Annotated in this window: 21 protein-coding genes and 9 pseudogenes; 9 read left to right on the top strand and 21 right to left on the bottom strand. The window is 37.7% G+C overall.

Features of this window, described 5'->3' with window-relative positions; genetic code table 11:
- Positions 1 to 62: 62 nt before the first annotated feature.
- Positions 63 to 755: a hypothetical protein gene (locus NYZ99_RS14075; protein WP_260571801.1), complete on the bottom strand. Its 693-nt coding sequence runs from the start codon at positions 753 to 755 to the stop codon at positions 63 to 65.
- Positions 756 to 871: 116 nt separating this feature from the next.
- On the opposite strand from NYZ99_RS14075, the gene NYZ99_RS14070 reads away from it, so the two are divergent.
- The 5 genes and pseudogenes from NYZ99_RS14070 to NYZ99_RS14050 all read left to right on the top strand — a co-directional run bounded on the left by NYZ99_RS14070 (position 872) and on the right by NYZ99_RS14050 (position 3,668).
- Positions 872 to 1,444 (top strand): RNA polymerase sigma factor, encoded by a 573-nt coding sequence (locus tag NYZ99_RS14070; protein ID WP_260571799.1) that lies wholly within the window; start codon positions 872 to 874, stop codon positions 1,442 to 1,444.
- Positions 1,445 to 1,642, top strand: coding sequence for a hypothetical protein (locus NYZ99_RS14065; RefSeq protein WP_260571797.1), 198 nt, complete (start codon positions 1,445 to 1,447; stop codon positions 1,640 to 1,642).
- A gap of 39 nt (positions 1,643 to 1,681) precedes the next feature.
- A complete protein-coding gene (locus tag NYZ99_RS14060; RefSeq protein WP_260571796.1) occupies positions 1,682 to 2,509 on the top strand; it encodes a mechanosensitive ion channel family protein in 828 nt (275 codons plus the stop codon).
- 104 nt (positions 2,510 to 2,613) lie between these two features.
- Positions 2,614 to 3,039, top strand: coding sequence for a hypothetical protein (locus NYZ99_RS14055; RefSeq protein WP_260571794.1), 426 nt, complete (start codon positions 2,614 to 2,616; stop codon positions 3,037 to 3,039).
- Positions 3,040 to 3,118: 79 nt separating this feature from the next.
- Positions 3,119 to 3,668, top strand: a pseudogene (locus NYZ99_RS14050) (ClpP family protease).
- Positions 3,669 to 3,815: 147 nt separating this feature from the next.
- Here NYZ99_RS14050 and NYZ99_RS14045 read toward each other — a convergent pair.
- From NYZ99_RS14045 to NYZ99_RS14030, 5 genes and pseudogenes are all read right to left on the bottom strand, one after another.
- Positions 3,816 to 5,348 (bottom strand): annotated as a pseudogene (locus NYZ99_RS14045) (cryptochrome/photolyase family protein).
- A gap of 12 nt (positions 5,349 to 5,360) precedes the next feature.
- A pseudogene (locus NYZ99_RS22070) lies at positions 5,361 to 5,960 on the bottom strand (FAD-binding domain-containing protein); the annotation flags it as partial.
- A complete protein-coding gene (locus tag NYZ99_RS22065) occupies positions 5,942 to 6,655 on the bottom strand; it encodes a deoxyribodipyrimidine photo-lyase (RefSeq protein ID WP_338039029.1) in 714 nt (237 codons plus the stop codon). The gene NYZ99_RS22065 and the pseudogene NYZ99_RS22070, both read right to left, overlap by 19 nt.
- Positions 6,652 to 6,798 carry a DUF2256 domain-containing protein gene (locus NYZ99_RS14035; protein WP_260571791.1) on the bottom strand — a complete coding sequence of 49 codons (147 nt, stop codon included), beginning with the start codon at positions 6,796 to 6,798 and terminating at the stop codon, positions 6,652 to 6,654. The genes NYZ99_RS22065 and NYZ99_RS14035 overlap by 4 nt, the downstream gene beginning before the upstream one ends.
- Entirely contained in the window at positions 6,799 to 7,428 is a 630-nt protein-coding gene (locus NYZ99_RS14030; RefSeq protein ID WP_260571789.1) for a flavin reductase family protein, read from the bottom strand.
- 129 nt (positions 7,429 to 7,557) lie between these two features.
- Here NYZ99_RS14030 and NYZ99_RS14025 point away from each other — a divergent pair, with 129 nt between their 5' ends.
- Positions 7,558 to 8,913, top strand: coding sequence for an FAD-dependent oxidoreductase (locus tag NYZ99_RS14025; protein ID WP_260571788.1), 1,356 nt, complete (start codon positions 7,558 to 7,560; stop codon positions 8,911 to 8,913).
- Here the strand turns inward: NYZ99_RS14025 and NYZ99_RS14020 are convergent.
- The 4 genes and pseudogenes from NYZ99_RS14020 to NYZ99_RS14005 all read right to left on the bottom strand — a co-directional run bounded on the left by NYZ99_RS14020 (position 8,907) and on the right by NYZ99_RS14005 (position 11,266).
- A complete protein-coding gene (locus NYZ99_RS14020) occupies positions 8,907 to 9,032 on the bottom strand; it encodes a DUF4174 domain-containing protein (RefSeq protein ID WP_420845130.1) in 126 nt (41 codons plus the stop codon). The genes NYZ99_RS14025 and NYZ99_RS14020 overlap by 7 nt on opposite strands.
- Positions 9,033 to 9,101: 69 nt before the next feature.
- A complete protein-coding gene (locus tag NYZ99_RS14015; RefSeq protein WP_260571787.1) occupies positions 9,102 to 9,281 on the bottom strand; it encodes a hypothetical protein in 180 nt (59 codons plus the stop codon).
- 109 nt (positions 9,282 to 9,390) lie between these two features.
- A pseudogene (locus NYZ99_RS14010) lies at positions 9,391 to 10,170 on the bottom strand (zinc ribbon domain-containing protein).
- A 2-nt stretch (positions 10,171 to 10,172) separates the two neighbouring features.
- Positions 10,173 to 11,266: pseudogene (locus NYZ99_RS14005) on the bottom strand (Nif3-like dinuclear metal center hexameric protein).
- A gap of 52 nt (positions 11,267 to 11,318) precedes the next feature.
- Between NYZ99_RS14005 and NYZ99_RS22060 the strand changes: the two are divergent.
- Both NYZ99_RS22060 and NYZ99_RS14000 read left to right on the top strand, forming a co-directional pair.
- On the top strand, positions 11,319 to 11,582 hold the full coding sequence (locus NYZ99_RS22060; RefSeq protein WP_338039028.1) for a tetraacyldisaccharide 4'-kinase: 264 nt from the start codon (positions 11,319 to 11,321) through the stop codon (positions 11,580 to 11,582).
- Positions 11,583 to 11,662: 80 nt separating this feature from the next.
- Positions 11,663 to 12,325, top strand: coding sequence for a tetraacyldisaccharide 4'-kinase (locus NYZ99_RS14000; RefSeq protein ID WP_338039027.1), 663 nt, complete (start codon positions 11,663 to 11,665; stop codon positions 12,323 to 12,325).
- On the opposite strand, the gene NYZ99_RS13995 is transcribed toward NYZ99_RS14000, so the two are convergent.
- The 11 genes and pseudogenes from NYZ99_RS13995 to NYZ99_RS13950 form a co-directional block, all read right to left on the bottom strand.
- Entirely contained in the window at positions 12,306 to 13,286 is a 981-nt protein-coding gene (locus tag NYZ99_RS13995) for a response regulator (protein WP_260571786.1), read from the bottom strand. The genes NYZ99_RS14000 and NYZ99_RS13995 overlap by 20 nt on opposite strands.
- A gap of 30 nt (positions 13,287 to 13,316) precedes the next feature.
- Positions 13,317 to 14,525 (bottom strand): tetratricopeptide repeat protein, encoded by a 1,209-nt coding sequence (locus tag NYZ99_RS13990; RefSeq protein WP_260571785.1) that lies wholly within the window; start codon positions 14,523 to 14,525, stop codon positions 13,317 to 13,319.
- The gene (gap, locus tag NYZ99_RS13985; RefSeq protein WP_260571783.1) at positions 14,522 to 15,532 is read right to left on the bottom strand and encodes a type I glyceraldehyde-3-phosphate dehydrogenase; all 1,011 of its coding nucleotides are present in this window, start codon (positions 15,530 to 15,532) and stop codon (positions 14,522 to 14,524) included. Before gap ends, NYZ99_RS13990 begins: the two co-directional genes overlap by 4 nt.
- A 59-nt stretch (positions 15,533 to 15,591) precedes the next feature.
- A pseudogene (lipA, locus tag NYZ99_RS13980) lies at positions 15,592 to 16,466 on the bottom strand (lipoyl synthase).
- Between the two features lie 100 nt (positions 16,467 to 16,566).
- Positions 16,567 to 17,118, bottom strand: coding sequence for an RNA polymerase sigma factor (locus tag NYZ99_RS13975; protein ID WP_260571782.1), 552 nt, complete (start codon positions 17,116 to 17,118; stop codon positions 16,567 to 16,569).
- Positions 17,119 to 17,147: 29 nt separating this feature from the next.
- Positions 17,148 to 17,348 carry a membrane or secreted protein gene (locus tag NYZ99_RS13970; RefSeq protein WP_260571779.1) on the bottom strand — a complete coding sequence of 67 codons (201 nt, stop codon included), beginning with the start codon at positions 17,346 to 17,348 and terminating at the stop codon, positions 17,148 to 17,150.
- Positions 17,349 to 17,451: 103 nt separating this feature from the next.
- The gene (locus NYZ99_RS22055) at positions 17,452 to 17,859 is read right to left on the bottom strand and encodes an anti-sigma factor (RefSeq protein WP_338039026.1); all 408 of its coding nucleotides are present in this window, start codon (positions 17,857 to 17,859) and stop codon (positions 17,452 to 17,454) included.
- A gap of 30 nt (positions 17,860 to 17,889) precedes the next feature.
- The gene (locus NYZ99_RS22050; protein WP_338039025.1) at positions 17,890 to 18,210 is read right to left on the bottom strand and encodes a hypothetical protein; all 321 of its coding nucleotides are present in this window, start codon (positions 18,208 to 18,210) and stop codon (positions 17,890 to 17,892) included.
- A 111-nt stretch (positions 18,211 to 18,321) separates the two neighbouring features.
- Positions 18,322 to 18,883, bottom strand: a pseudogene (locus NYZ99_RS13960) (RNA polymerase sigma factor).
- Between the two features lie 204 nt (positions 18,884 to 19,087).
- A pseudogene (gene murB / locus NYZ99_RS13955) lies at positions 19,088 to 20,104 on the bottom strand (UDP-N-acetylmuramate dehydrogenase).
- Positions 20,104 to 21,295, bottom strand: a pseudogene (locus tag NYZ99_RS13950) (pyridoxal phosphate-dependent aminotransferase). Before NYZ99_RS13950 ends, murB begins: the two co-directional pseudogenes overlap by 1 nt.
- Positions 21,296 to 21,572: 277 nt before the next feature.
- Here NYZ99_RS13950 and NYZ99_RS13945 point away from each other — a divergent pair.
- Complete coding sequence (locus NYZ99_RS13945) at positions 21,573 to 22,775, top strand: aspartyl protease family protein (protein ID WP_260571778.1); 1,203 nt, start codon at positions 21,573 to 21,575, stop codon at positions 22,773 to 22,775.
- The last annotated feature ends 20 nt before the right edge of the window (positions 22,776 to 22,795 follow it).

Raw genomic sequence — 22,795 nt, 5'->3', positions numbered from 1 at the left:
TTTATCTTGGGAGCCACGGCAATTCTAAAGAAGAGGGGAAGTTAGATAGTACGAAGTAATTCCTATTCTACCTCGATTCCAGTAAAATACAATTGAAAATTACCCTCGCCCATTTTGTGCATGGTAGCGATATCCGGACCATCAAAATTCTTGTAGTCTTCCCAACTGGTTATCATATTGGGTTCCTCTTGATTTCCTCTCCTAAACACCCATTCTTTAATGACGTAATCGTCACCAAAATAAAAATCATAGGCATCACCTGGGGTATATCCTCCTTCGTTCCCGTAAACAATGGTAACCTGTTGCAGGGTATCCTTACTCATAGGGGCTTCAACAGCTTCCTTGTGTGTATAGATGAAGCTGTTTTGGTCCCAAACAAGTTGATAAGGGGCTAACATCCAATATTTGTCATTTATGAAACCTGCATCCGTTTTGGCAATGATGCTATCCATTTCCTTTCGGTTGTAACTAAGCGTATCTTCATGGGTCATAAAGACAACGTCGTTTGTTTTTGGCATCCATTGCCAGGTACGCTCAAAATGGGAAGAATCCCGGTCTACATTAAAGGTAAACTTGATACTATTGATATTTTTCCAATTTTCATAACCGTTGGCATGGGCAATTCTATCCAATATATTGTTACTCTCTGCGACCTCTGTTTCTTGGATGGTGCCTTTTGTATCTTTTTGTTGTTCTTTGCATGCAATTATTGAGGTGAAAACTGCCAAAACAGCACAAAATTGATATACTTTCATAGCCTTTTATTTTAGTGTCTTCCCAAGGTACGTTTTTGAAATAAATAATAAAAACAAAGTGACTTATTAAAAATTAGGGGGTCTAACCCTTTAAAAGACCAATTATCTAAATAACCTTGAGCGACGAAGATGTATTAGATGCCCTTTCTGATGAAGAATTGGTGGCCAAGATTGTAAAGAACAACGACCCGGATTTATTCGGTAGGTTATATGATAGGTACGATCAGATTGTTTACAACAAGTGTTATGGTTTTGCAAAATCAGAAGACGAGGCCAAAGACCTTACCCAAGATGTTTTTTTAAAACTCTTTATAAAGTTGAGAAGTTTTAAAGGGCAATCAAAGTTCAGAACTTGGTTATATTCTTTTACTTACAATTTTTGCGTAAACCATGTAAATAGAAACAAAGAGAGAAAAATATCGGATAAGGCAAAAAGCTTGAGTGAAGATGAGGATAGACTAATGGTCAATGTACCGGACGAAACCCTTTTTCAACTTCGGTTGGATAAATTAAAGCAGGCCTTGGAAATGATTCCCCCTGAAGATAAATCCCTGATATTGCTTAAATATCAGGACGATATACCTATTAAGGAGCTTATGGTTCTTTTGGATATAGGGGAAAGTGCCGTAAAAATGCGGTTAAAAAGAGCAAAGAACAGAATAATTGAAGCCTACCATAAAGTAAGATAGATGTCCGCAAAAAGTAACAATCCGTTTAAGGAACTGGAAAGCTCGCTGAGAACTGTTCCCCCGGAAATGAGACAGAAAGTCATGAACGATGTGGCCATGGCAAAATTGGCCTTGGACCTTACTTTATTGGTAGCGGACAATTATCCGTCAGCTTTGTCGCGTACCCTTAAAAGGAAAAAAGGAAATAAGAAAGATTAGTAAATTAAAGCGTTCGCAAACAACCAAAATCAACATACTATGGAGACATTAAATGAGTGGAAAAATTTAACGGTTCAGTCCCTTTCTGCTATGGGCGAAAATATAGGTGGCACCCTTCCAAAGATTGTAGGTGCCTTAGTGATTATTATTATCGGTTGGCTCATTACAAAGATTATCCTCGTGGTTCCGGGCAAACTGTTAAAAGTTTCCAAAGTGGATAGACTTACAGAAAAGATCAACGAGGCAGATCTTTTTGGTGAGAGTGACATTACCGTTGATGTGTCTAAAGTCATTCTTGGGTTTGTAAAGTGGCTTATGTACTTGGTGTTCCTTATCGTAGCCGCGGACATTTTGAATTGGACCATTATCTCTACCGAGATTGGTAATTTACTGAGGTACCTGCCAAAATTATTTAGTGCGATTGCACTTTTTATGATAGGGATTTATGTGGCTACATATATTAAAAAGGCGGTAAAGGGACTTTTCGAATCATTCGAATTGAGTGGCTCCAAAATCATCAGCACCATTGTTTTTTATCTTATCACCATTTTTATTGGAATAACGGCATTAAACCAGGCCGGAGTTGATACCACCATTATAACCAGTAATATTACTTTAATAGTAGGAGCTTTTCTTTTGGCTTTGGCTATTGGTTTTGGTTTAGGATCCAAAGAGGTAATATCGGCATTGTTAAAAGCATTTTATGCAAGAAAGAAATATGTTGCCGGCGATAAAATAAAATTGAACGATATAGAGGGAGTTATCGAATCTATAGACAATATATGTGTAACTGTAAAGACCAATCAGGGAAAGGTTATTGTTCCCATCCACGAGATTGTTGAAAATAGGGTGATTATCAAAGATTAGTTAGTTGTTGTAACCAAGAAGAGTGGGGTTGATAGTAAATCCCGCTCTTTTTCAATAATCTACCTGATTTTGGATAAAATTGTTCATCACCCAAAAAAATCTACATGGCAACGATTGAAGAGGTCAAACTTTCCTTAGCAGAAGACACCAGTGATTTAAGCTTATTTAAGGATATAGTTGCAAATATCGGTTTAAGATTCACGCATGAAGAAGTAGATATGGCATCAAGGTTACAGATTTATTTATTTCTTCTAGACATAAGACCTATTTCAAAAACCACAGATTCGATGGGTCTGACGCCCTTTGAAAATATAGATCAAATAAAAACCATCAATGAAAATTTGGTGGCATTTGGGATCGTGCCATTGAAAGTCAACAATTTAAGGATGGTCGTCAACTTTGAATTCAATAACTTTCTTATTAGAAAGGAAAATATTGATGGACTTCAGGTAGCAGCACAGATATGTCCCTATTTTGAAAGTACATTAAAATTTTCCAATCCTTATTTTTTTAAAGTACGATTGAAATAATCACATTTCGCTTTTTAAGTTGAAGGGCATAAATAATTGATAATTTCCTTACTTTTGATTTTGTAAAAAACAAAATTACATGAGTTCAAAAAAAGGAAAAATACAGGAAGTTATTGATGAGAAAATGTTGTCCGAAAGAAAGGTCTTTCTCCTGGGGACAGGTAGATGATGATTCTGCTAAGCATGTCATTGATAGACTTCTGTATTTAGACATGCAAAACCATAAAGAAATTCAATTGTTCATAAACAGTCCTGGAGGGTATGTAACCTCAGGATTTGCTATGTATGATACCATAAAGTCCTTAAAGAGTCCGGTTTCTACCATTTGTACCGGTTTGGCCGCCTCAATGGGTTCAATCTTGTTATCTGTTGGAAAAAAAGGAAGACGATTTATTCAGCCACATGCACAAGTGATGATTCATCAGCCCAGTGGAGGAGCAAGGGGGCAGGCTTCCAATATTGAAATACAGGCCAAGGAAATTATCAAGACAAAGGAGTTGAGTGCCAAAATATTGGCGGACAACTGTGGACAGTCCTTTGAAAAGGTTTTGAAGGATTTTGATAGGGATTATTGGATGAACGCCGAGGAATCCATTGAATATGGTATCGTAGATGGTATTTTCGAATAATAAAGGACAAAACCGAATAAAAAAAAGATCCTTCACAAGATGATTGTGAAGGACCTTTTTGGATATATATAGACGCTCTCGCGGAATAGTCTATTTATATACGTTTGAAGTTACAATTTTGGTTGCCATAATCCTTGAAATGTTATGTTAAAATTCATTTAGGTTGTCAATAATTTCTGTGGAACGTTTTCTAATATATTCCATTTCTTCAGCATTCTTTTTTTTAAGCAGATTCATCATCATACCCATGCGCTGGTTATCCTTGAAATGTTCTTGTTTAGCATCCGAGAAAGTTCCAATATAGAATGTTGAACGGGCATGCCTTGTCCCCCTTTTTAAGAGTATGCTTATAGGCGCATGAACCACAATAGTTACTCATTTTGTTAATGTAGTTGGCACTGCTGACATAAGGCTTGGTCGCCACGATGCCGCCATCCGCGAATTGGCTCATTCCTCGAGTATTGGTAATTTCGACCCATTCAATAGCATCAATATATACGCCCAAATACCATTGGTCTACCTCGTTAGGGTCTAATTGGGTAAGAAGTGCGAAATTGCCAATAATCATAAGACGCTGTATATGATGGGTATAGGCATCCGAAAGGCTTTGCCCTATGGCATGTTTTAGGCAGTTCATTTTGGTATCTCCAGTCGGAAGAAGTCCGGAAGTGGGTTCTTGTTATCTAGCTTGTTCAGTTGGGCGTATTTCGGCATTTCCTTCCAGTAAATACCTCTCATATACTCTCGCCAACCCAATATTTGACGGATGAAACCCTCCACTTGCGAAATGTGGATTTCTTCTTTTTTTTCATGATAATGCTCCAATACTTTATCTATTACCTCTTTTGGACCCAAAATTTTAGAATTCATGGCAAAGGATAGGCGAGAATGGAAGAGGAATTTCTCTTTGGTATGCATGGCATCCTGGTAATCCCCAAAATGGGTCAAGAGCTCTTTGCAAAAGTAATTGAGTACGGATAGGCAATCTGTCCTATTCACGGGCCAGCTAAAATGCTCAGGGTCAACTTGGCCAAAAGTTACAACTCCCGCTTTTTTGATTTCTTCGACCAACTGGGTCACATCCTTTCTAAACCCTCTTTCGTGTGGTATTTCGGGTTCTCCCTTCCACTTTTTACGGTTACTTTGATCATAGTTCCATTTTCCGCCTTCGGGTTGTCCGTTTTCGACCATTATACCATGTTTCTTGCGCATCATGCGGTAGAAAGATTCCATCAAAAGCTGTTTTTTACCCGAAAAGAAGTTCTTTAGTTCATATCTATCCGTGTAAAAGTGTTCCGTATCAACGGCTTTGGTTTCGATGTCCAAGGATTTCGCAATTTGTTTCAATTGTTTATCCAATCGATATTCATCCGGGAATTGGTATTCAAATCTTTTTGCATTGGTAGCATGGCAATATTTTTCAACAATATTTGCTAGGTCCTGCGGATTACGGGTATCTCCAATTTTTAAGTAGATGAATTGGTGACCTTTACCCGAAAGTTCCTCCTTAAAGTCACTCATGGCCAAAAAGAATGCGGTTACCTTTTGTATATGGTGCTTTACATAGTCCGTTTCCTGTCGCATTTCTGCCATGAGATACGTGACATCTTCATCAACTGAATCGAACCAACTATGTTTTTGGTTCAACTGGTCTCCTAATATCAATCGTAAGATTTTCATTTTTAGCGTGTTTTAAAATAGGGCTTCCTGAAGCCATAACTTTTGGAACTTTCCATTGGGGTCATAGCGTTCGGCCTGCAGTTTGGTATTAAACTTTCGGTCTCTTGGGTCGTTTCCTACCCCACTATTGTACATCCAATTGCCCCAGTTGCTATGTACATCATAATCGATCAACATACTTTCAAAATATGCGGCACCGTAACGCCAATCCTGCTCCAGTTCCTTGGCCCAATAGCTGGCTACATTTTGTCGCCCTCGATTGCTCATCCAACCCGTTTTTTCTAGCTCCTTCATATTGGCATTGACAAAAGAATCTGCTGTAGTTCCTGAGCACCATTGGTTTAATTTCTGCTTGTCAAACTTCCAATCGTACTTATTGTTTAAAATACCCTTGATTTGGAAGATTTTTGAGCCATGCTTAAGGGAAACATATTTGAAGAAATCACGCCATATCAATTCAAAAATCAACCAGTAAGTATCCTGGTTCTCTGTGATTTCCTTCTCAAACTTTTTTACCTCCCAATAAATGGTGCGAGCAGATATACTGCCATTGGCCAACCACGCCGAAAGTTTGGAGCTGTAATCCATACCCACTAGGCCATTTCTTGTTTTTTTATAATACGCGAGTTTTTTAGTTTCCCGAAATAATGCTTTATTCTTTGTAAAGCCATTGTTTCTCCTCCATTAAATGGAAATGCAGATCTGGAATCTTCCATAGGCTCCACTAATCCTAGATTGGTCAGTGTGGGTATTATTGTTTGGTTTTCCAAAAAATTAGTTTCAGGGAAAATCTTTTCAAATTTTTCTTCGGTTCGCACGTTGCAAAATTTTTCACACTTTTTCCTGAAATCGGTAAATACTTTGGGAATGTCATCGTAAGAACGATAGGGTATATCCTCAGGATGAAATAGAAATTGGTCATAGGACTCATGAAAATTCACATTTTCACTTACGTTTTTTTTTACGGAATCCAAGATGGAAGTCTCATCTCGTGTCCATTCTTTTTGCAGATATACATCATTAATTTTTTGCTCTTTTATTAACTCTGCGATACATACAGATGATTTTCCTACATACACGAATAAAGGAATATTATGCTTTCTAAGGTTGTCCCTTAACTCCATAACCGATTCTATGAGGAACTTGGCCCTGTATCGCTCAGTTTTTTTAAACCCAAAATCACCTGGTTTAAAGTATAAAGGATCAAAACAATACACGCCGATTACTTTTTCACCCAAACTGGCTTTGGCCAATGAGATATTGTCCTGTACTCTTAAATCATTCCTGAACCAAACTAGATTATTCATGCGTAACATTTTTTATTTCTTCTGCACTTTTCACTGCAATATTTTACCACTTCCCAATTTCTTTCCCATTTTTTTCTCCATACAAAAGTCAGTCCGCAAACGGGGCAAATCTTAGAAGGTAAATGCTGCTTTTTATGGGTCATTTATTTTTCTTCTGTTGTCTCGTTTGGTCTTGCGTAGGCGAACCTTTTTAAAATTTTGGGCAGGGCATATCCATCCAAGCCGATGTTTGCAATACTTTGAACATTTTCCAAATCTATGCTTCCATCTTTAAAAAGGGCAGTGTCGGGTACGTACAAATGTTCAATAGCACCAATGATTAAGATGCAGCCATTTTCCTTTATAGGGTATTCGTTTACGTAGGAACAGCCTAATTTTATTTGACTTTCCTTCACGTATGGAGCTTGGAATCCGTCAAGGTACTCTTCGGTCAACCCTGTTTTTTCAAATTCCGATTCATCTTCGTCATATTTGGCGGATGTTTTATGACTTTGTGATAGCATCGAACTGTTTACATGGTTTATGGTAAAGTGGCGAGAAGCTTTTATATTGTTATATGTATCCCTACGAACCGTCAAAGGTCTAAGAACAAAACCAACTAGAGCAGGGTTGCTTCCAATATGCGTTATGGAGTTAAAAATGCCCAAATTTGTAACGCCCCGAGGGGATTTTGTGCCTAAAAGATTACTTGGTCTGTACCCTGTAGAACTATTGATTAAATTTGCCCTATATCTATTGGGGAGGTTTGTTAGATCCGAAAGATTAAAATGCATTAAACGGTTTTTATATGTTTAATAAAATTAATTATTTGTTAAACAAAAAGAGTTAATTATAAACTAAACCTTTTTTAATTTCTATTTTGCCCTCTCATAAATAATAAAATTCAACCAAGCATCCCGTAAATGACCTATACAAAAAAGAATATCGCAATTATTGGCTCAGGACTTGTAGGTTCTTTGCTGGCCATTTATCTAAAGAAGTACGGGCATTCGATTACTGTTTTTGACCGGAGACCTGATATCCGGGAGGTGGAATTTTCCGGTCGTTCCATTAATCTCGCTATGAGCAATAGGGGATGGAAGGCACTAAAGGAAGTCGGGATTGATGAAGAAATAAGGGAAATCGGTATTCCCTTGGACAAAAGGGCGATGCACGTTATTGGGAAGCCTCAATATTATCAAAAATATGGAAAGGACGGAGAGGCGATTTGGTCAATTTCTAGAGGGGTACTCAATAAAAAGATGATAGACTTGGCAGAACGGGCCGGTGTTGAATTTAGGTTTGAGGAAAAGGTTTGGGACGTAGATTTGCCAAAGGCCCAAGTTTTTACTGGCGAAACAGAAAAAGGGGAGTGGAAAACTTATGACTTTGATCTAGTATTTGGTTGTGACGGTGCATTTTCTAGGGTTCGACACAAAATGCAAAGAAGGAGCCGATTCGATTATTCGCAAGACTTTATCGACGTTGGTTATAAGGAACTTACCATTCCTCCTAATGAGGATGGTACTCATAAATTAGACCGGAATTCGTTTCATATATGGCCCAGGGGTCAATTTATGTTCATAGCCATGCCCAATTTGGATGGTAGTTTTACTTGTACCTTGTTCATGCCTTTTGAGGGTGAAGTCTCCTTTGAAAGTATTAAGACCAAGGAAGATGCCATCCACTTTTTCAATACTTATTTTCCAAACGTTAAAAACGACATTGAAAACTTGACCCAGGATTTTTTCAAGAATCCTACAAGCGCCATGGTAACTATGAAATGCTATCCCTGGACCTATTGGGATAAAGTAGCCCTTGTGGGTGATTCTGCACATGCGATAGTCCCATTTTATGGACAGGGCATGAATGCTGGTTTTGAGGATATTTACGTTTTAAATGAATTGATTGGTAGGTATGGAGACGATTGGGAGACCATATTCAAGAACTATCAAGAAATGCGAAAACCTAATGCCGATGCCATTGCGGAATTGAGCTATCGAAATTTTGTGGAGATGAGCAGCAAAACAGCCGACCCGATGTTTTTATTGCAGAAAAAGATTGAGAAAAGATTCGCTGCCAAGTATCCTGAGAAATGGATTCCCGCTTATAGCAGAGTTACCTTTTCGGACCGCCCTTATGCTGAGGCACTGGCGGAAGGGGATTTTCAAGAGAACATTATGAAACAAGTCATGGCCATACCCAATATAGAGGCTATATGGGAAAGTCAAGAAATTGAGGATAAGATATTGAATACACTGAATAATTCAATTCATTGATTATTGTCCTTCATTTCAGCCCTTCTCATGGGCATACTATCGATTCTGTCAAACACCTTTTGTGAAACTAAAGGATAGTTTTCTATCATTTTAATTCCTCCATCTTTGCCAATTAACAAGTAGCCGTGAAGTCTTTTTGGAAGTTCTATGTCGTATTTTATTCTCTTACCGTCCGTTGATATGAGCTTTCAGTTGTTAAGAAACAAGAAGATGACCTCTCTTTCTATCCAAGCCTCTATTTCTTTATCTAAAAGTTTGTAGGCGGAGTTTGAATTGGTGCTATTGATATTAATATCAGAAAGGATGAGTATCCTGTTCTTCCATTTATAGTCGGATAGGTTTTGGGAATATGCTATCTGAAAGGTCATAATGACTGTGATTATTGTTATTATAACTATTTTGTTCATCTTTCAATAAGGTAAATAAAAAAAGGCCATCTTCAAAAGATGGCCTTTTAAGTTTCAGTGTTCTTTTCTCTTATAATTTAGCGAAGAGTTTATCCATTTTTTCTTGCTCCTCATCCGCAAGTAGGGGGTCAACCGGAATCCTACCGCTATGCTCGTCGGTAATAATCTTTTTTCTCGGAAGCAATTTCCACCTGTACCTGGGGTGGTATAGTGAAGAAGGAACCACCGGAAGCACCCCTTTCAATAGGAACTACCGCAAGTCCATTTTTAACATTGTTTCTTATACGGGCATAGGCCTTTACCAACCTTTCTTCTATTTTATCCTGATATTTCAAGGACTCCTCCAATAGTGCTTTTTCTTCTTTTTCGGTCTCGGCCAAAATTGCATCCAATTCACCTTTTTTGTGCTTAAGGTGTGTTTCGCGTTCTGTTAGTTTTTCCTTCGTTTCGGCAATGACTTCTTTCTTCTGCTCTATTTGTGCCTTGAACTCCTTTATATTTTTTTCGGCAAGTTGAATCTCCAATTCCTGAAATTCCAATTCCTTGCTTATGGAATTAAATTCACGGCTATTCCTAACATTTTTTTGTTGTTCGGTATATTTTTTTATTAATGCCTTTGCTTCCTCAATTAGGTTTTTCTTGGCTCCGATTTCGTAATTTATGGTTTCCAAATCGGTTTTAAGCTTATCCAATCTCGTTTTTAGACCAAGCACATCATCCTCTAAATCTTCCACTTCCAAAGGTAGTTCTCCTCTAACATTTCTTATTTCATCTACTCGGAATCGATTAATTGAAGGTCATACAATGCCCTTAATTTAGCTTCTACAGACGATTCTTCTTTTTTTGCCATATTTAAAAATACTTGATAGGATTTGTTATACTTTCCGATAAACGGATTGCAAAATTAGGAATTTTTTTTGTAAGATAATCAACTAATAAGTTTTTTGTAAACTGCTCAGTTTCAAAGTGTCCGATATCGGCAATGACCATTTTGTTTTCAGCCTCGTAAAATTGATGGTATTTAACGTCTGCCGTCACAAAAACATCCGCACCTGCGGCTTTTGCGGCTCCAATAGCAAATGCTCCGCTTCCTCCTAAAACAGCAACCTTTTTTACAGGTTTGTTTCGTAATTCGGAATGCCTAACAACTAGGGCATTCATTGCCTCTTTAAGGTGTTTTAGGAAAATTTTTTACGGCATAGTCTCTTCAAATTCCCCAATCATGCCCATACCTATATTTTGGTTCGAATTTTCTAGAGAAGAGACTTCATAGGCAACTTCTTCGTAAGGATGGTTTTTCATTAGCGCGTCCAAGACTTCTTTTTCGGAAGATTTAAGATAGGTAACATGAATCATTGTTTCCTTTTCATAATGTGTTTTCCCTATTTCACCAATGGTAGGGTCACTGTTGTCGCCCGCTTTGTAACTCCCCGTTCCTTCAAGTGTAAAGCTACAATTACTATAATTACCTATATTTCCTGCTCCTGCTTCAAAAAGCTTTTCTTTTAGCCTATCGGCATCTGACACGGGAACGTAGGTAGTCAACTTTCTTATAGTATCTTTTTTAGGAATTAGAATGCGCGTATTACCAAGACCCAATACCTCGCAAATCTTGGCGTTTACACCATTAGATGAATTATCAAGGGCCGTGTGAATGGCATAGATGGCAATGTTGTTTTGAATTGCCTTTAGAACGATCCGTTCAACGTAATTTCTTCCTGTAATCTTTTTTAAACCGCTAAATATAATGGGATGAAAACTTACGATGAGATTGCATTGGTTTGCAATTGCTTCGTCCACAACACATTCGATGGTATCCAAAGTCACCGAACTCCATTTACCTCCATAGAATTGTCTCCAACCAAAAGACCTACATTGTCAAAATCTTCTGCTTGGTCCAAAGGGGCAAGTTCTTCTAGGATTTGGGTAACCGTTTTAACCGTCATTTTCAATAAATTATTAAGGTTTTCAAAGATAAAATATTATAATTTCGCTCTAATGCAACTCTTGAGAAAACTTCTGTTTCCATTTTCTTTGATTTATGCGCTTGTAGTTTATCTGCGGAATTTCCTTTTTGATATAAGTGTTTTATCCTCTCAAAAGTTTGATGTGCCTATTGTCTGCATTGGTAACTTGAGTGTTGGTGGTACTGGAAAGACACCAATGACGGAGTTCCTGATTGAATTATTAAAACCACATTATAAAATAGCAGTACTGAGTAGGGGCTACAAGCGAAAATCTTCTCGGATTTTTAATGGCTGATGAAAATACTTCAGTGGAAGAACTAGGCGACGAACCCTATCAGATTCATCATAAATTTCGAAGTAACAGTTGCCGTTGATGTGGATAGGAGGGAAGGTATTCAAATATTAACCACAAAGCTACAACCGGAACTGATATTACTGGATGATGCCTATCAACATAGGAAGGTGAAACCTGATATATGTATTTTATTGACATCCTATGGAGATTTATATGTAGATGACTGGTATTTACCAACTGGTAATTTAAGGGATTGCAAATCAGCCGCCCATAGGGCGGAACTAATAATAGTAACCAAATGTCCACCAACCATGAACCCCGAAGGACAGAATAAAATAATTAACAAACTAAGGCCCAAGGCCCATCAAATAGTACTTTTTAGCTTTTTGGAGTATGAGAGCAGTGTTTATGGCCAGGAAAAGAAATTAGAATTGGATATCCTTTTGGAAAAAAATATCACATTGGTTACCGGAATTGCAAATGCAACCCCTTTTGTGAACCATCTAAAATCCATTGGGCTGTCTTTTGACCATAAGGAATTTAAAGACCACCATTTTTTTACTGATAAAGAAATAGATACTCTCAGAACAAAGGAATTAATACTAACCACAGAAAAGGACTTCGTAAGATTGAGACATCATCTTTCCAACCTTTATTATTTGCCCATTAGGCATAAGTTTATGAATAAAGGAAAAGAGGTAATTTTTTATAGGTTGAATGAGCTTATGAAAGAGAGGTCCTAATCCTTTTGTCAAAGATATTTTCCCCTATTTTTTGATAGAAAATCTCTGGCTTAAATGGTTTTGTAACAACATCATTACAACCGGCAGCATAGAAGCTTTCAACACTATCATCCAATGATATGGCGGTTAGCGCAATAATAGGAGTTGTCTGGTCAAACTTCCTTATTTGTATAGTTGCCTCCTCTCCGCTAATACCTGGCATATGTATATCCATTAAGATGGCGTCATATACATTTTCCTGGGCCAAAGTAACAGCCTCTTCACCACTACTTGCAATATCACAGGAAATATCCTTTTTATTGAGCATTTTCTTGGTAATCACCTGATTGATCTTATTGTCCTCAACAACCAAAATATGGAGTCCTTTAAAATTGTATTCGCCCGAGGTTATTTCAAACGGTATCTCATCCATAAGTTCGTCCTTGCTCTTCATATCAATTTCGAAACTAAAGGAACTACCCTTCCCTAGGGTACTATTAAGCTCAATCTTACTGTCGAACAACCCTAAAAGACTTTTCACAATGGTAAGCCCTAGTCCTGTTCCTCCATATTCCCGATTGATTTGAATAGATCCCTGTTCAAAGCCATCAAAAATACTTTGTTGTTTTTCCTTTGAAATACCAATTCCATTGTCCTTTACCTCAAAATAAATGGTAACATCCTCTCCGGTTTTTTCCTTGAGTTTGCAAATGACCTCTACAAGACCTCCGCGTGTAAACTTTATGGCATTGCCAATAAGGTTCATAAAAACTTGGGATAGTTTTAATGGGTCACTCATTAAATGATTTGGTATATTGACATCATAATCCAAAGTTAATTCGGTCTTATTTTCCTTGGCACTTTGCTGTAAGGAGTCCATTACCTCATTGATGACCTTTTTAAGGTTGAACTCCATATGTAAGGGTTCTAGCTTATTGGCATCAATTTTATTGATATGAAGAATATCGTTTATAAAGTTCAACAAATAGTCTCCGAGAAAATTTTAAGGCTTTTAAATGATCTTTTTGATGATCGGCAGGGTTTTCTTCCGAAGGAGGTGCGTAAGCCCAGTAACTGCATACAAAGGGGTTCTTAGCTCATGACTCACCGTAGATAGAAAGTTGGTTTTTGCTTCCATTGCCTGAACGGCCGCATCCCTAGAAACTTGAAGTTCCCGGTTTTTGGTTTGTAAAAGGTCGTTCGTTTTTAATTTAATTTGATTATTCCTATACAGAGAAACTGCCAATAGGGATATAATAATTAAAAAAGCCGCCGTCAAAATTGCGGTCAACTCTGATCTATTTTGGGATTCCCTTAACTCTTGAATGGTGTCGTCCTGTCTTGCAATCAACTCAGTTTTGTAATCATCCCTTATTTTGTCTGCTGTTTTGGCTTCTACCTTTACTTTATCGATTGTAAATAAGGAATCTTGGATTTCCAATAAATTCTGACTATTGGCCCAAGCTTTTTGATAAGCCCCTAAATGGCTATAGACCTTTGAGAGAAAGTCGTTGGCTTTTCTAATTTCGAGAAAAAACCCATTGTTATTTGCAAGTGTCAAGGCCTCCTCGCCATTTTTGGCGCTTTCCTCAAAATTTTCGGTTTTGAAATTTAATTCCGCTAAACCTAAATAGGCTCGAGTCGCTAAGTAGTCCTTTTCATAAATATCTGTATTTACAACCAGGGAGTTGAGGTTCTTGGCAGCACTTTCATATTTTTCCAGCTTCAAATAGACCATAGCCTCGGTAAGAAGTATGTTGTTGAAAAAATTCCTGTCATTGTTCAGTTGCTTCGCCTCGTTGAGCATAAACAGCGCCTGGTAGCTTTGATCTGCCCTGTATAGCAGAATGGCCTCAATGTATTTATGGATTGCATCACCATAAGGATAGGCAATATCTGAAAGTAATACACTAGCACGGTCCCAATAGAATTGGGTATCATTTTCTTTGTCCAACTTCAGATAAAGAAGGGCAAGCTCATGATAACAGTCAATTAATCCCTTTATATCTTCATCTTTTTCGGCTTCTTCGGCAGCCTTATCCAAGGTTTCTAAGGCCAAGTCAATCTTGTTCTGGTTTCTGAGTTTTCGGGCCTCATCAAAATAGGGGTGCATATCTCGAACGGGTACAGAATCTTGGGAATAAAGGGACATACCCACTAGCAGAAAAATAATAAGCGGAAGTAAGTTTAATAGGTTTTTATGAAAGTAAGTCTTTCTCAAATGTACTTTTTCGTTGCCATTAAATTTATAAGGTCTATAATTCTACTGCTATAGCCAGTTTCATTATCATACCAACCAATTATTTTTACCATTCTCCCAATGACCGAGGTCATTAGAGAATCAAACGTACAAGAATAAGAACTATTGTTTATATCCACGGATACTATAGGGTCTTCTGTGTAGCACAGAATATTTTTTAGTTCATTTTTGGACGCCTTTTCAAAAGTATCATTAATTTCTTTAATGGTGGTATTTCTCGCAACATTGAAGGTAATATCTGTCAAAGAACCATTGGGGACTGGTACACGAATGCCACAACCACCAATTACATCTTCTAAATCCGGAAAGATTCTTGTTAGGGCTTTTGCCGCTCCCGTAGTTGTTGGTACAATTGATTGCCCTGCAGCTCGGGCCCTCCTTAAGTCTTTATGGGGTTGGTCATGCAAGCTTTGATCCGAAGTGTAGGAATGGATAGTTGTAATGTAGGCTTGCTCAATACCACAAAGGTCATTGATTACCTTAATCATTGGAGCCGCATTGTTCGTAGTGCAGGATGCATTGGAAATAATATAGTCCTCATTGTTTAAAATGGACTCGTTTATTCCATAAACGACCATCTTAATATCCGGGTCTACAGGCGGTACAGAAAGAATTACCTTCTTGGCACCATTTTTAATATGATGCTCCAAGATATTCTTTGTCTTGAATTTACCTGTACTTTCAACAACCAAATCGACTTGATTGGCATTCCAATCAATATCTTGTGGCTGCAAATGGTTAGTAAGCTTTACCATTTTACCATTTACAATTAAATGGTTTTCTCCATAATCGACGGTACCATTAAAAATACCGTGAATACTGTCATACTTAAGTAGGTGTGATAGTGTTTCGGCATTTGCAAGATCGTTTATGGCAACTACCTGTAAATTGGGATGGTTTTGAACCAGCCTAAAAAAAGTTCTACCAATTCTTCCAAAACCATTGATTCCAATTCTGATTTTTTCCATCGGTGGGGTAATTAAATCGAAACCTTCATGTGTCTCAATCTATACAAGGAAATTATGATTTAATCAATATGCTTGTGTGCCTTATATGAAGATCGTACCAAGGCACCACTTTCTACGTGTCTAAATCCCATTTCCGGACCTATCTCCTCATATTTTTTAAACTGTTCGGAGTAATGAATTCCTTTACGGGCAGATGTTTTTTTGATGGTTGCAAATATTGTCCTATAGTTACAACATCTACGTTGGCGCCCCTTAGATCTTGCATCGTTTGAATAACTTCTTCCTCCAACTCCCCAAGGCCTAACATAATACCCGACTTTGTCCTGTTGACACCATTGGCACGTAAATATCTTAAAACTTCTAGGCTACGTTCGTATTTTGCCTGAATACGTACTTCCCTGGTGAGCCTTTTAACAGTCTCCATATTGTGTGAAACGACTTCAGGGGAAACTTCTATGATTCGGTCCAAATGCTTTTCTATACCCTGGAAATCAGGAATCAGGGTTTCAAGAGTAGTAGTAGGGTTCATTCTCCGAATGGCCTTTACCGTCTCTGCCCAAATTATAGATCCCATATCTTTTAAATCGTCACGGTCTACTGAAGTTATTACGGCATGTTTTATCCCCATTATTTTTATTGAACGGGCTACTTTTTCAGGCTCTTCCCAGTCTACATTTTTTGGGCGCCCCGTTTTAACTCCGCAGAACCCACAAGATCTTGTACAAATATTACCAAGTATCATAAAGGTAGCTGTTCCTTCACCCCAACATTCTCCCATATTTGGACAGCTCCCGGATGTGCAAATCGTATGCAAATCATACTTATCCACCAAACCTCGTAGTTGGGTATATTTCTTTCCGGTAGGAAGTTTAACCCTTAGCCATTTTGGTTTTCCCTTTGGGGGTGCTACATTTTCTTTTACTGCTACGGACATGCCTTATTTTTTTACAAATATACAAAGTAAAAAGAGTAATACTTACTGTAGAATAGGGAGCAGAAACATGAAATAGGATCGATTTCTCTTATATATAAGTTTATCTTCTGTTTCTGATGATTTCTGCGAGAAGCTTTTTTGCCCGTAGAATTTTCACTTTGATATTGTTGATAGGTTCATTAAGTTTTTCAGCGATATCTGCATAGCTTAGTTCGTTGAAATATCTTAGATTTATTACTTCTTGATAATGAGGTTTCAGACTTTTTATATCACGTAATAAATCGGCCAAATTCTGTTCCTGGATGAGTTGGTCCTCCATTGAAAGTGCATCATCATGAACTCCTTTGATGGCATCATCGTTTCTTTGAGAATCCAAAAGACTTTTCTTTCTTTTCCTGACCAAATCAATGTGAATGTTTTTTGAAATAGTAATCAACCAAGTCTTAAATGAAAATCGATCATCGAAAGTCTCAATTTTATCAAAAGCCTTAGAAAAGGTTTGAATGGTGATATCCTCTGCATCATTTTCGTTTTCAGTACGTTTTAACTGAAAACCATAAACATCGTTCCAAAACCTATCCAGTAATCTGCTAAATGCTATCTGATTACCTTCTTTGGCCCTGATAATAATGTCATTTATCTCGTCTGTCAATAGTGTTCGGAAAATTTAATTATTCCTTTTTAGGAGATGGTTTCCTTTTTGCAGTCCTGTTCTTCGGGTAATTTACCGCACATACCACACGCCTGTCCATCCTTATTTAGAAATGGACTTTGACTAGCACATGTCCCAGCGAATTTTCCATCTTTTTTCGCCCATATTTTTATGGCGATCCCGTAAAAGGCCAATGCCAACAGTCCAACGGTAAGAAGTATAAGTTTCATTGATATGGTTTTTACTGTTTTATGAGCTAGATTTAAATTCTACACAAAGGTAAAAAAATAAAGCCCCAATTTGGGGCTTTAAGACTACTTTATAATTTATGGACTAATAAGCAATATTAGCCACAATATTGTCAACTGTAGGGATTTGATTGCCACCTTTAGGTTCTATGGTTATATAACCCATTGCATTTTCAGCATAAGGAAGTGCCAATAGTTTTTGACTGTCACCTGCCTCTTCAATAATGCCCAAGTTCAACATTTCACCATTAACCTCTGCCCACATCCGGAAACATTGATTTTCAGGTAAATTGGGCAAATTGCTCACATTGATGTAGGACAACTTTTTAACAGGATTAATATAGGCTACGGCCTTTAATTCCTTGGCTTTTTTGTTGCCGTTTACATTATATTTTCTAGTGCTTGGATTATTTAGAACTATGAATTGGTTTCTAACATCTTCCAATTGCTGTTTCATATCCGCTTCCAACAATTTTATCTTGTTGCTGACCATCGAATTTTCTTCCTGTAAGTTCGGTTTTGGTCACGAGAAAAAGTAGGAGGAACCCGCGAAAATCATAGCTACGATACTTGCTGCGATAGCAAATCTGAAGAATTTTTTTCTTCCGGCCCGTTCAGATTTTATGCGTGCTGTTATTTTCTCTTTTAGTCCTTCAGGCGATTTAATGGCGTGGAGTTTAGCAAAGATTTCCAAGCTTTCCTGTAATTCATTGTATGCCTCCCTTACTTCAGGATACATAGCAATATATTGTTCAACTTTTAGTGATTCCAACTCGGTCGTGGTACCAAGAAGGTAGTTCTCCAATAAATCGGTATCCAAGAACTGTTTAATTTTTTCTTTCATCTTATTATCTTTTGTTTTACATCTGTCATGCTTCCAAATAGTTCGGCGTTGAGATGTAACTCGCCAACCATCAATTTGGAAAAATCCCGGATTTTAGAATGGCGTATTTCATTATATTAAATTTAGAAGTAGTAAAAGCACCGCATATCCGTAAACCTTCCTTAACTCGCGTAGTCCAATTTTTAATCTAGATTTGATTGTTCCTAAAGGAATATCCAACTCCTCACTTGCCTCCTGCTGTGTCATTCCCTGAAAAAACAAAGCGTCTAACACGATTTGATATTTTTCCTCAATCTTATCCGAGATGTTCTTGAACATCCATGAACTCAGGTCTAATACTTTCAATACCTAAATTATATACGTCAGAAACGTCAATTTGGATTTCCTTATCCGTTTTTGTATTTAAACTTCTCAATTTATCTATGGCGGTGTTCCTTGTTATACGAAACAACCATGTAAAAAGTTTAGCTTTGGTGGGATCATAAGAGTCCGCTTTTTTCCATATTTTGACGAAACTTTCCTGTAGTACATCTTGGGCAAGTTCCTCATTTCTTAGAACCTTGTTCGCAACCCCTAATAGTGTATCCCCATAGTTGTCATACAAAAGTGAAATGGCCTTGTCATTCCGCTCCTGCAAAAGTTCAACAATGTGTTTTTCAAGTAGTGAGCTCATAGCTAGAAGAGGATCTTTAATTTTTTAAGATGTGTAAGATCCAAAGTAGGTTGTCGATCCGTATATCCATAAACGCTAATTTATAAAATTGATTGCTAAAGCGGCGTTATCTAAAAAATTATGTTATAAGTGAGCAGCTGGTAACTGCTACTTAGTTTTTGGTTAGTTTGGTTTGGTATAACCCCTGGGAGTCTTTCTCAGGGGTTATTTTATTAGATTGACTTCAGGCTGGATGGTAATTCCGAATTTAGACTTCACCTCCTTTATAATTTTGAGGGCCAAGTCCAAAATTTCGGTTCCAGTGGCATTGCCATAATTTACCAATACCAAGGCCTGTTTGGCATGTACACCAGCATCGCCAAAACGTTTTCCTTTGTAACCAGTTTGTTCAATTAGCCAACCGGCTGGAATTTTATACTCTTCTTCCGAAACTTTATAAAAAGGAGCTCCTGGGTTTTTTTCAATGAAATTTGTAAATACTTTGTTGGATAGTACCGGATTTTTAAAAAAACTTCCACTATTTCCCAATTCCTTTGGGTTGGGCAATTTGCTGTTTCTAATGTTTATGACGGCGTTCGAAACATCCTTTATACTTGGTTCAGTGATATTATTCCTTAATAATTCCTCGTTTATGGCACCGTAGCTTGTATCTAGTATGTGATTTTTTTTAGTGAGCCTTAGCTTTACCGAAGTAATGACATATTTATCTTTTCCATTATTTTTAAAAATGGATTCCCTGTAGCCAAATTGGCACTCTTCTTTTGTAAACTGCACTAGCTTCTCGGTCAGCCCTGCTAACGGCCTCACAGCTCACGAAGACATCTTTTAATTCCACTCCATAGGCACCTATGTTTTGAATAGGTGCTGTACCCGTATTTCCTGGTATCAAAGACATGTTTTCTAGCCCTCCCAAGTCATGTTCAAGGGCCCGAGTACCATTTCGTGCCAATTCTCCCCGGCCATCACCTTTAATATGACAGAATCGTCATCTTCTTTTTCGATATGAATACCTTTTATGTTGATATGTAGAACCAACGCATCGATATCCTTTGTAATCAGCATATTGCTGCCACCTCCCAAAACGAACTTATCAGGATAGTCATTATCGGCCAAAATACTTTGAAGGTCTCGAACCGAAGTTATTTCGACAAAGTATTTAGCCTTTGCATCAATTCCAAAGGTGTTATGGTGCTTTAAGGAATAATTCTTAAGAATTTCCATTAACCGATATAGGTTTTAAATGCTTCCCCTAAGATGTGAACAGCCCTTTTGAGCGTTGATTGATCTAAGACATAAGCAATCCTGATTTGATTCTTGCCCAATCCCTCCGTTGCATAAAATCCGCCGGCTGGTGCCACCATTACCGTCTCATTGTTTACCCTAAAATCCTCTAATAACCATTGTGCAAAATCATCAGCATCCTCAATCGGTAGCTCAGCAATACAATAAAAGGCTCCCTGGGGTTTAGCCACTACGACTCCGTCTAATTTTTCCAATTCAGAAATTAATAGGTTCCTCCTGGCCACATATTCCGTCTTTACTTCGTCAAAATAACTTTGTGGTGTTTCCAATGCAGCTTCACTTGCAATTTGGGCATAGGTGGGTGGGGAAAGTCTTGCCTGGGCGAATTTGACTGCAGTAGCTATTACATCCTTATTCTTTGATACTAAAAAGCCAATACGGGCTCCGCACATGCTATATCTTTTGGAAACAGAATCCACAATAATCCCATGATTCGCAAGAGATGGTTCTTGAAGAATGGAATAATGCTCCCTATCGTCATATACGAATTCCCTGTAAACCTCGTCAGCTATAAGAAATAAATCATGTTTAAGAACAATTTTAGCCAGTTTTTTTATTTCCTCCTCGCTATATAGATAACCGGTAGGATTCCCTGGATTACAAATTAATATGGCTCTGGTTCTTGATGTAATCAATTTCTCAAAATCCTCAATTGGAGGCAATGCAAAGTTATTTTCAATTTTTGATACCACTGGAACAACATTAATTCCACTTGCTGTGGCAAAACCGTTGTAGTTGGCATAGAAAGGCTCCGGAATAATAATTTCGTCATCTGTGTCCGCAATAGTTCCCATTGCAAAAGAAAGCGCTTCGGAACCACCAGTAGTGACAATGATATCATTGGCCGATACCTCGATTTGATTCTTATGATAGTATGCGGCTATTTTCTCCCTGTAACTTTCCGAGCCTTCGATCTCTACTATATTCCAAAACATTAAGCTGATTATTTTTTACAGCATCTAATGCAATTTGAGGCGTTTTAATATCGGGTTGCCCAATATTTAGATGGATTACCTTTGTACCATTTTTCTTAGCAGTTTCAGCATAGGGAACCAATTTACGTATTGGGGATTGAGGCATTGAACGCCCTTTATCGGAAATCTTAGGCATAAAAATTACTTTTTCGCAAAAGTGGTAAATGATTGGGGAATCTACAATATATGGGCAGTTTATTTCGGGTTTTTTCAGGAATGTTAAAATTATATTATTCCACAGAAAAAAATCGTATCTTGATGAAGGTCAATCAATTGGAAACGAACATGTTTAAAAGACTCTTGCAATTCTTTCTAATGCTCGTTCTTGTGCTACCTATTTTTGGTTTAGCGCAAGGCTACTCCCTTCCGAAACCCAAAAGTTTGAAAAGATAAGGTTTGAGTTGATAAATAACTTGATTGTTATTCCTATAGATGTCAACGGAACCAAATTGTCATTTGTATTGGACTCCGGGGTAAGTACTCCAATACTTTTCAACCTAGCCAATCAAGACTCTTTGGAATTAAGGAACGTTTCTGAAATCACAATTAATGGGCTAGGCGAAGGTGAACCTATTAGTGCTCTTAGCTCTCAGGGTAACTTTTTTAAGTTGGGCAACATCCGAAATTTTTCACAAAAGCTATATGTGGTAATGGATGCGGGGATTAATTTTTCCCCAAGTTTGGGTGTCCCCATCCATGGAATTATTGGGTATGATTTATTTAGGGATTTCATAGTGGATATTAACTACGCTTCCAATACCATAAAGTTTTATAATCCGGAAACAGGGGGACCAAACCTAGGAAATCGCTATGAAACCCTTAAAGTGGATGTACTCAATAGAAAGGCATATGTGGATGCCCATGTTTCCTTGAAAGAAGAGGGAGATATTCCCGTGAAAATGTTATTGGATACTGGTAGCAGTGATGCAATTTGGCTCTTTGAGGATGAACGCATAAAATTGCCTAAAGAATATTATGAGGATTATTTAGGAAAAGGTTTGGCCGGAGATATATATGGGAAAAGGACCAAGGTAGAGGGAATTAAGATAGGGGATTTTATTCTTGCGGAGGCTAAAGCCGCATTTCCTGATATGCTGACTTTTAATACCATCAAGGATTTGGGTAACAGAAATGGTAGTTTAGGAGGTGAAATCTTGAAGCGTTTCAATATTGTTTTTGATTATCCAAATGGAGAAATCAGTCTTCGGAAAAATTCCAAATTCAAACAACCGTTCCACTACAATGTAAGTGGAATCGACCTACAGCATGCCGGTGTACGCTATGTATCAGAAAGGATCGCTAATTTTAATGGAGTGGTTCAAAAAAGTGATAGATCCTACGGTAACGTTCAGATTTTGTTAGAAGGAGCTACCCGATTAAGTCTTGTTCCTGAAATTGTAGTTTACGGTATTAGGGCAGGTAGTCCTGCGCATTCTGCGGGATTGAAGGAAGGGGATATAATTTTGGCAGTAAACGGTAAAAGAATCCATCGATATAAAATACAGGAAATAATGGAAATGCTTAATGAGAAGGAAGGTAAAAGGGTAAAAGTTCTAGTTGAAAGATCTAACAATAGTTTGTTGTTCAGCTTTGTACTGAAAGATTTGTTCAAATAAAAAGCCCTCTAAATCGAGGG

Source organism: Maribacter litopenaei (assembly GCF_025244665.1).
GTDB classification, from domain to species: domain Bacteria; phylum Bacteroidota; class Bacteroidia; order Flavobacteriales; family Flavobacteriaceae; genus Maribacter; species Maribacter litopenaei.
Note: the sequence above shows the minus strand (reverse complement) of the source record. Positions and strands in the feature narration are given on the sequence as shown.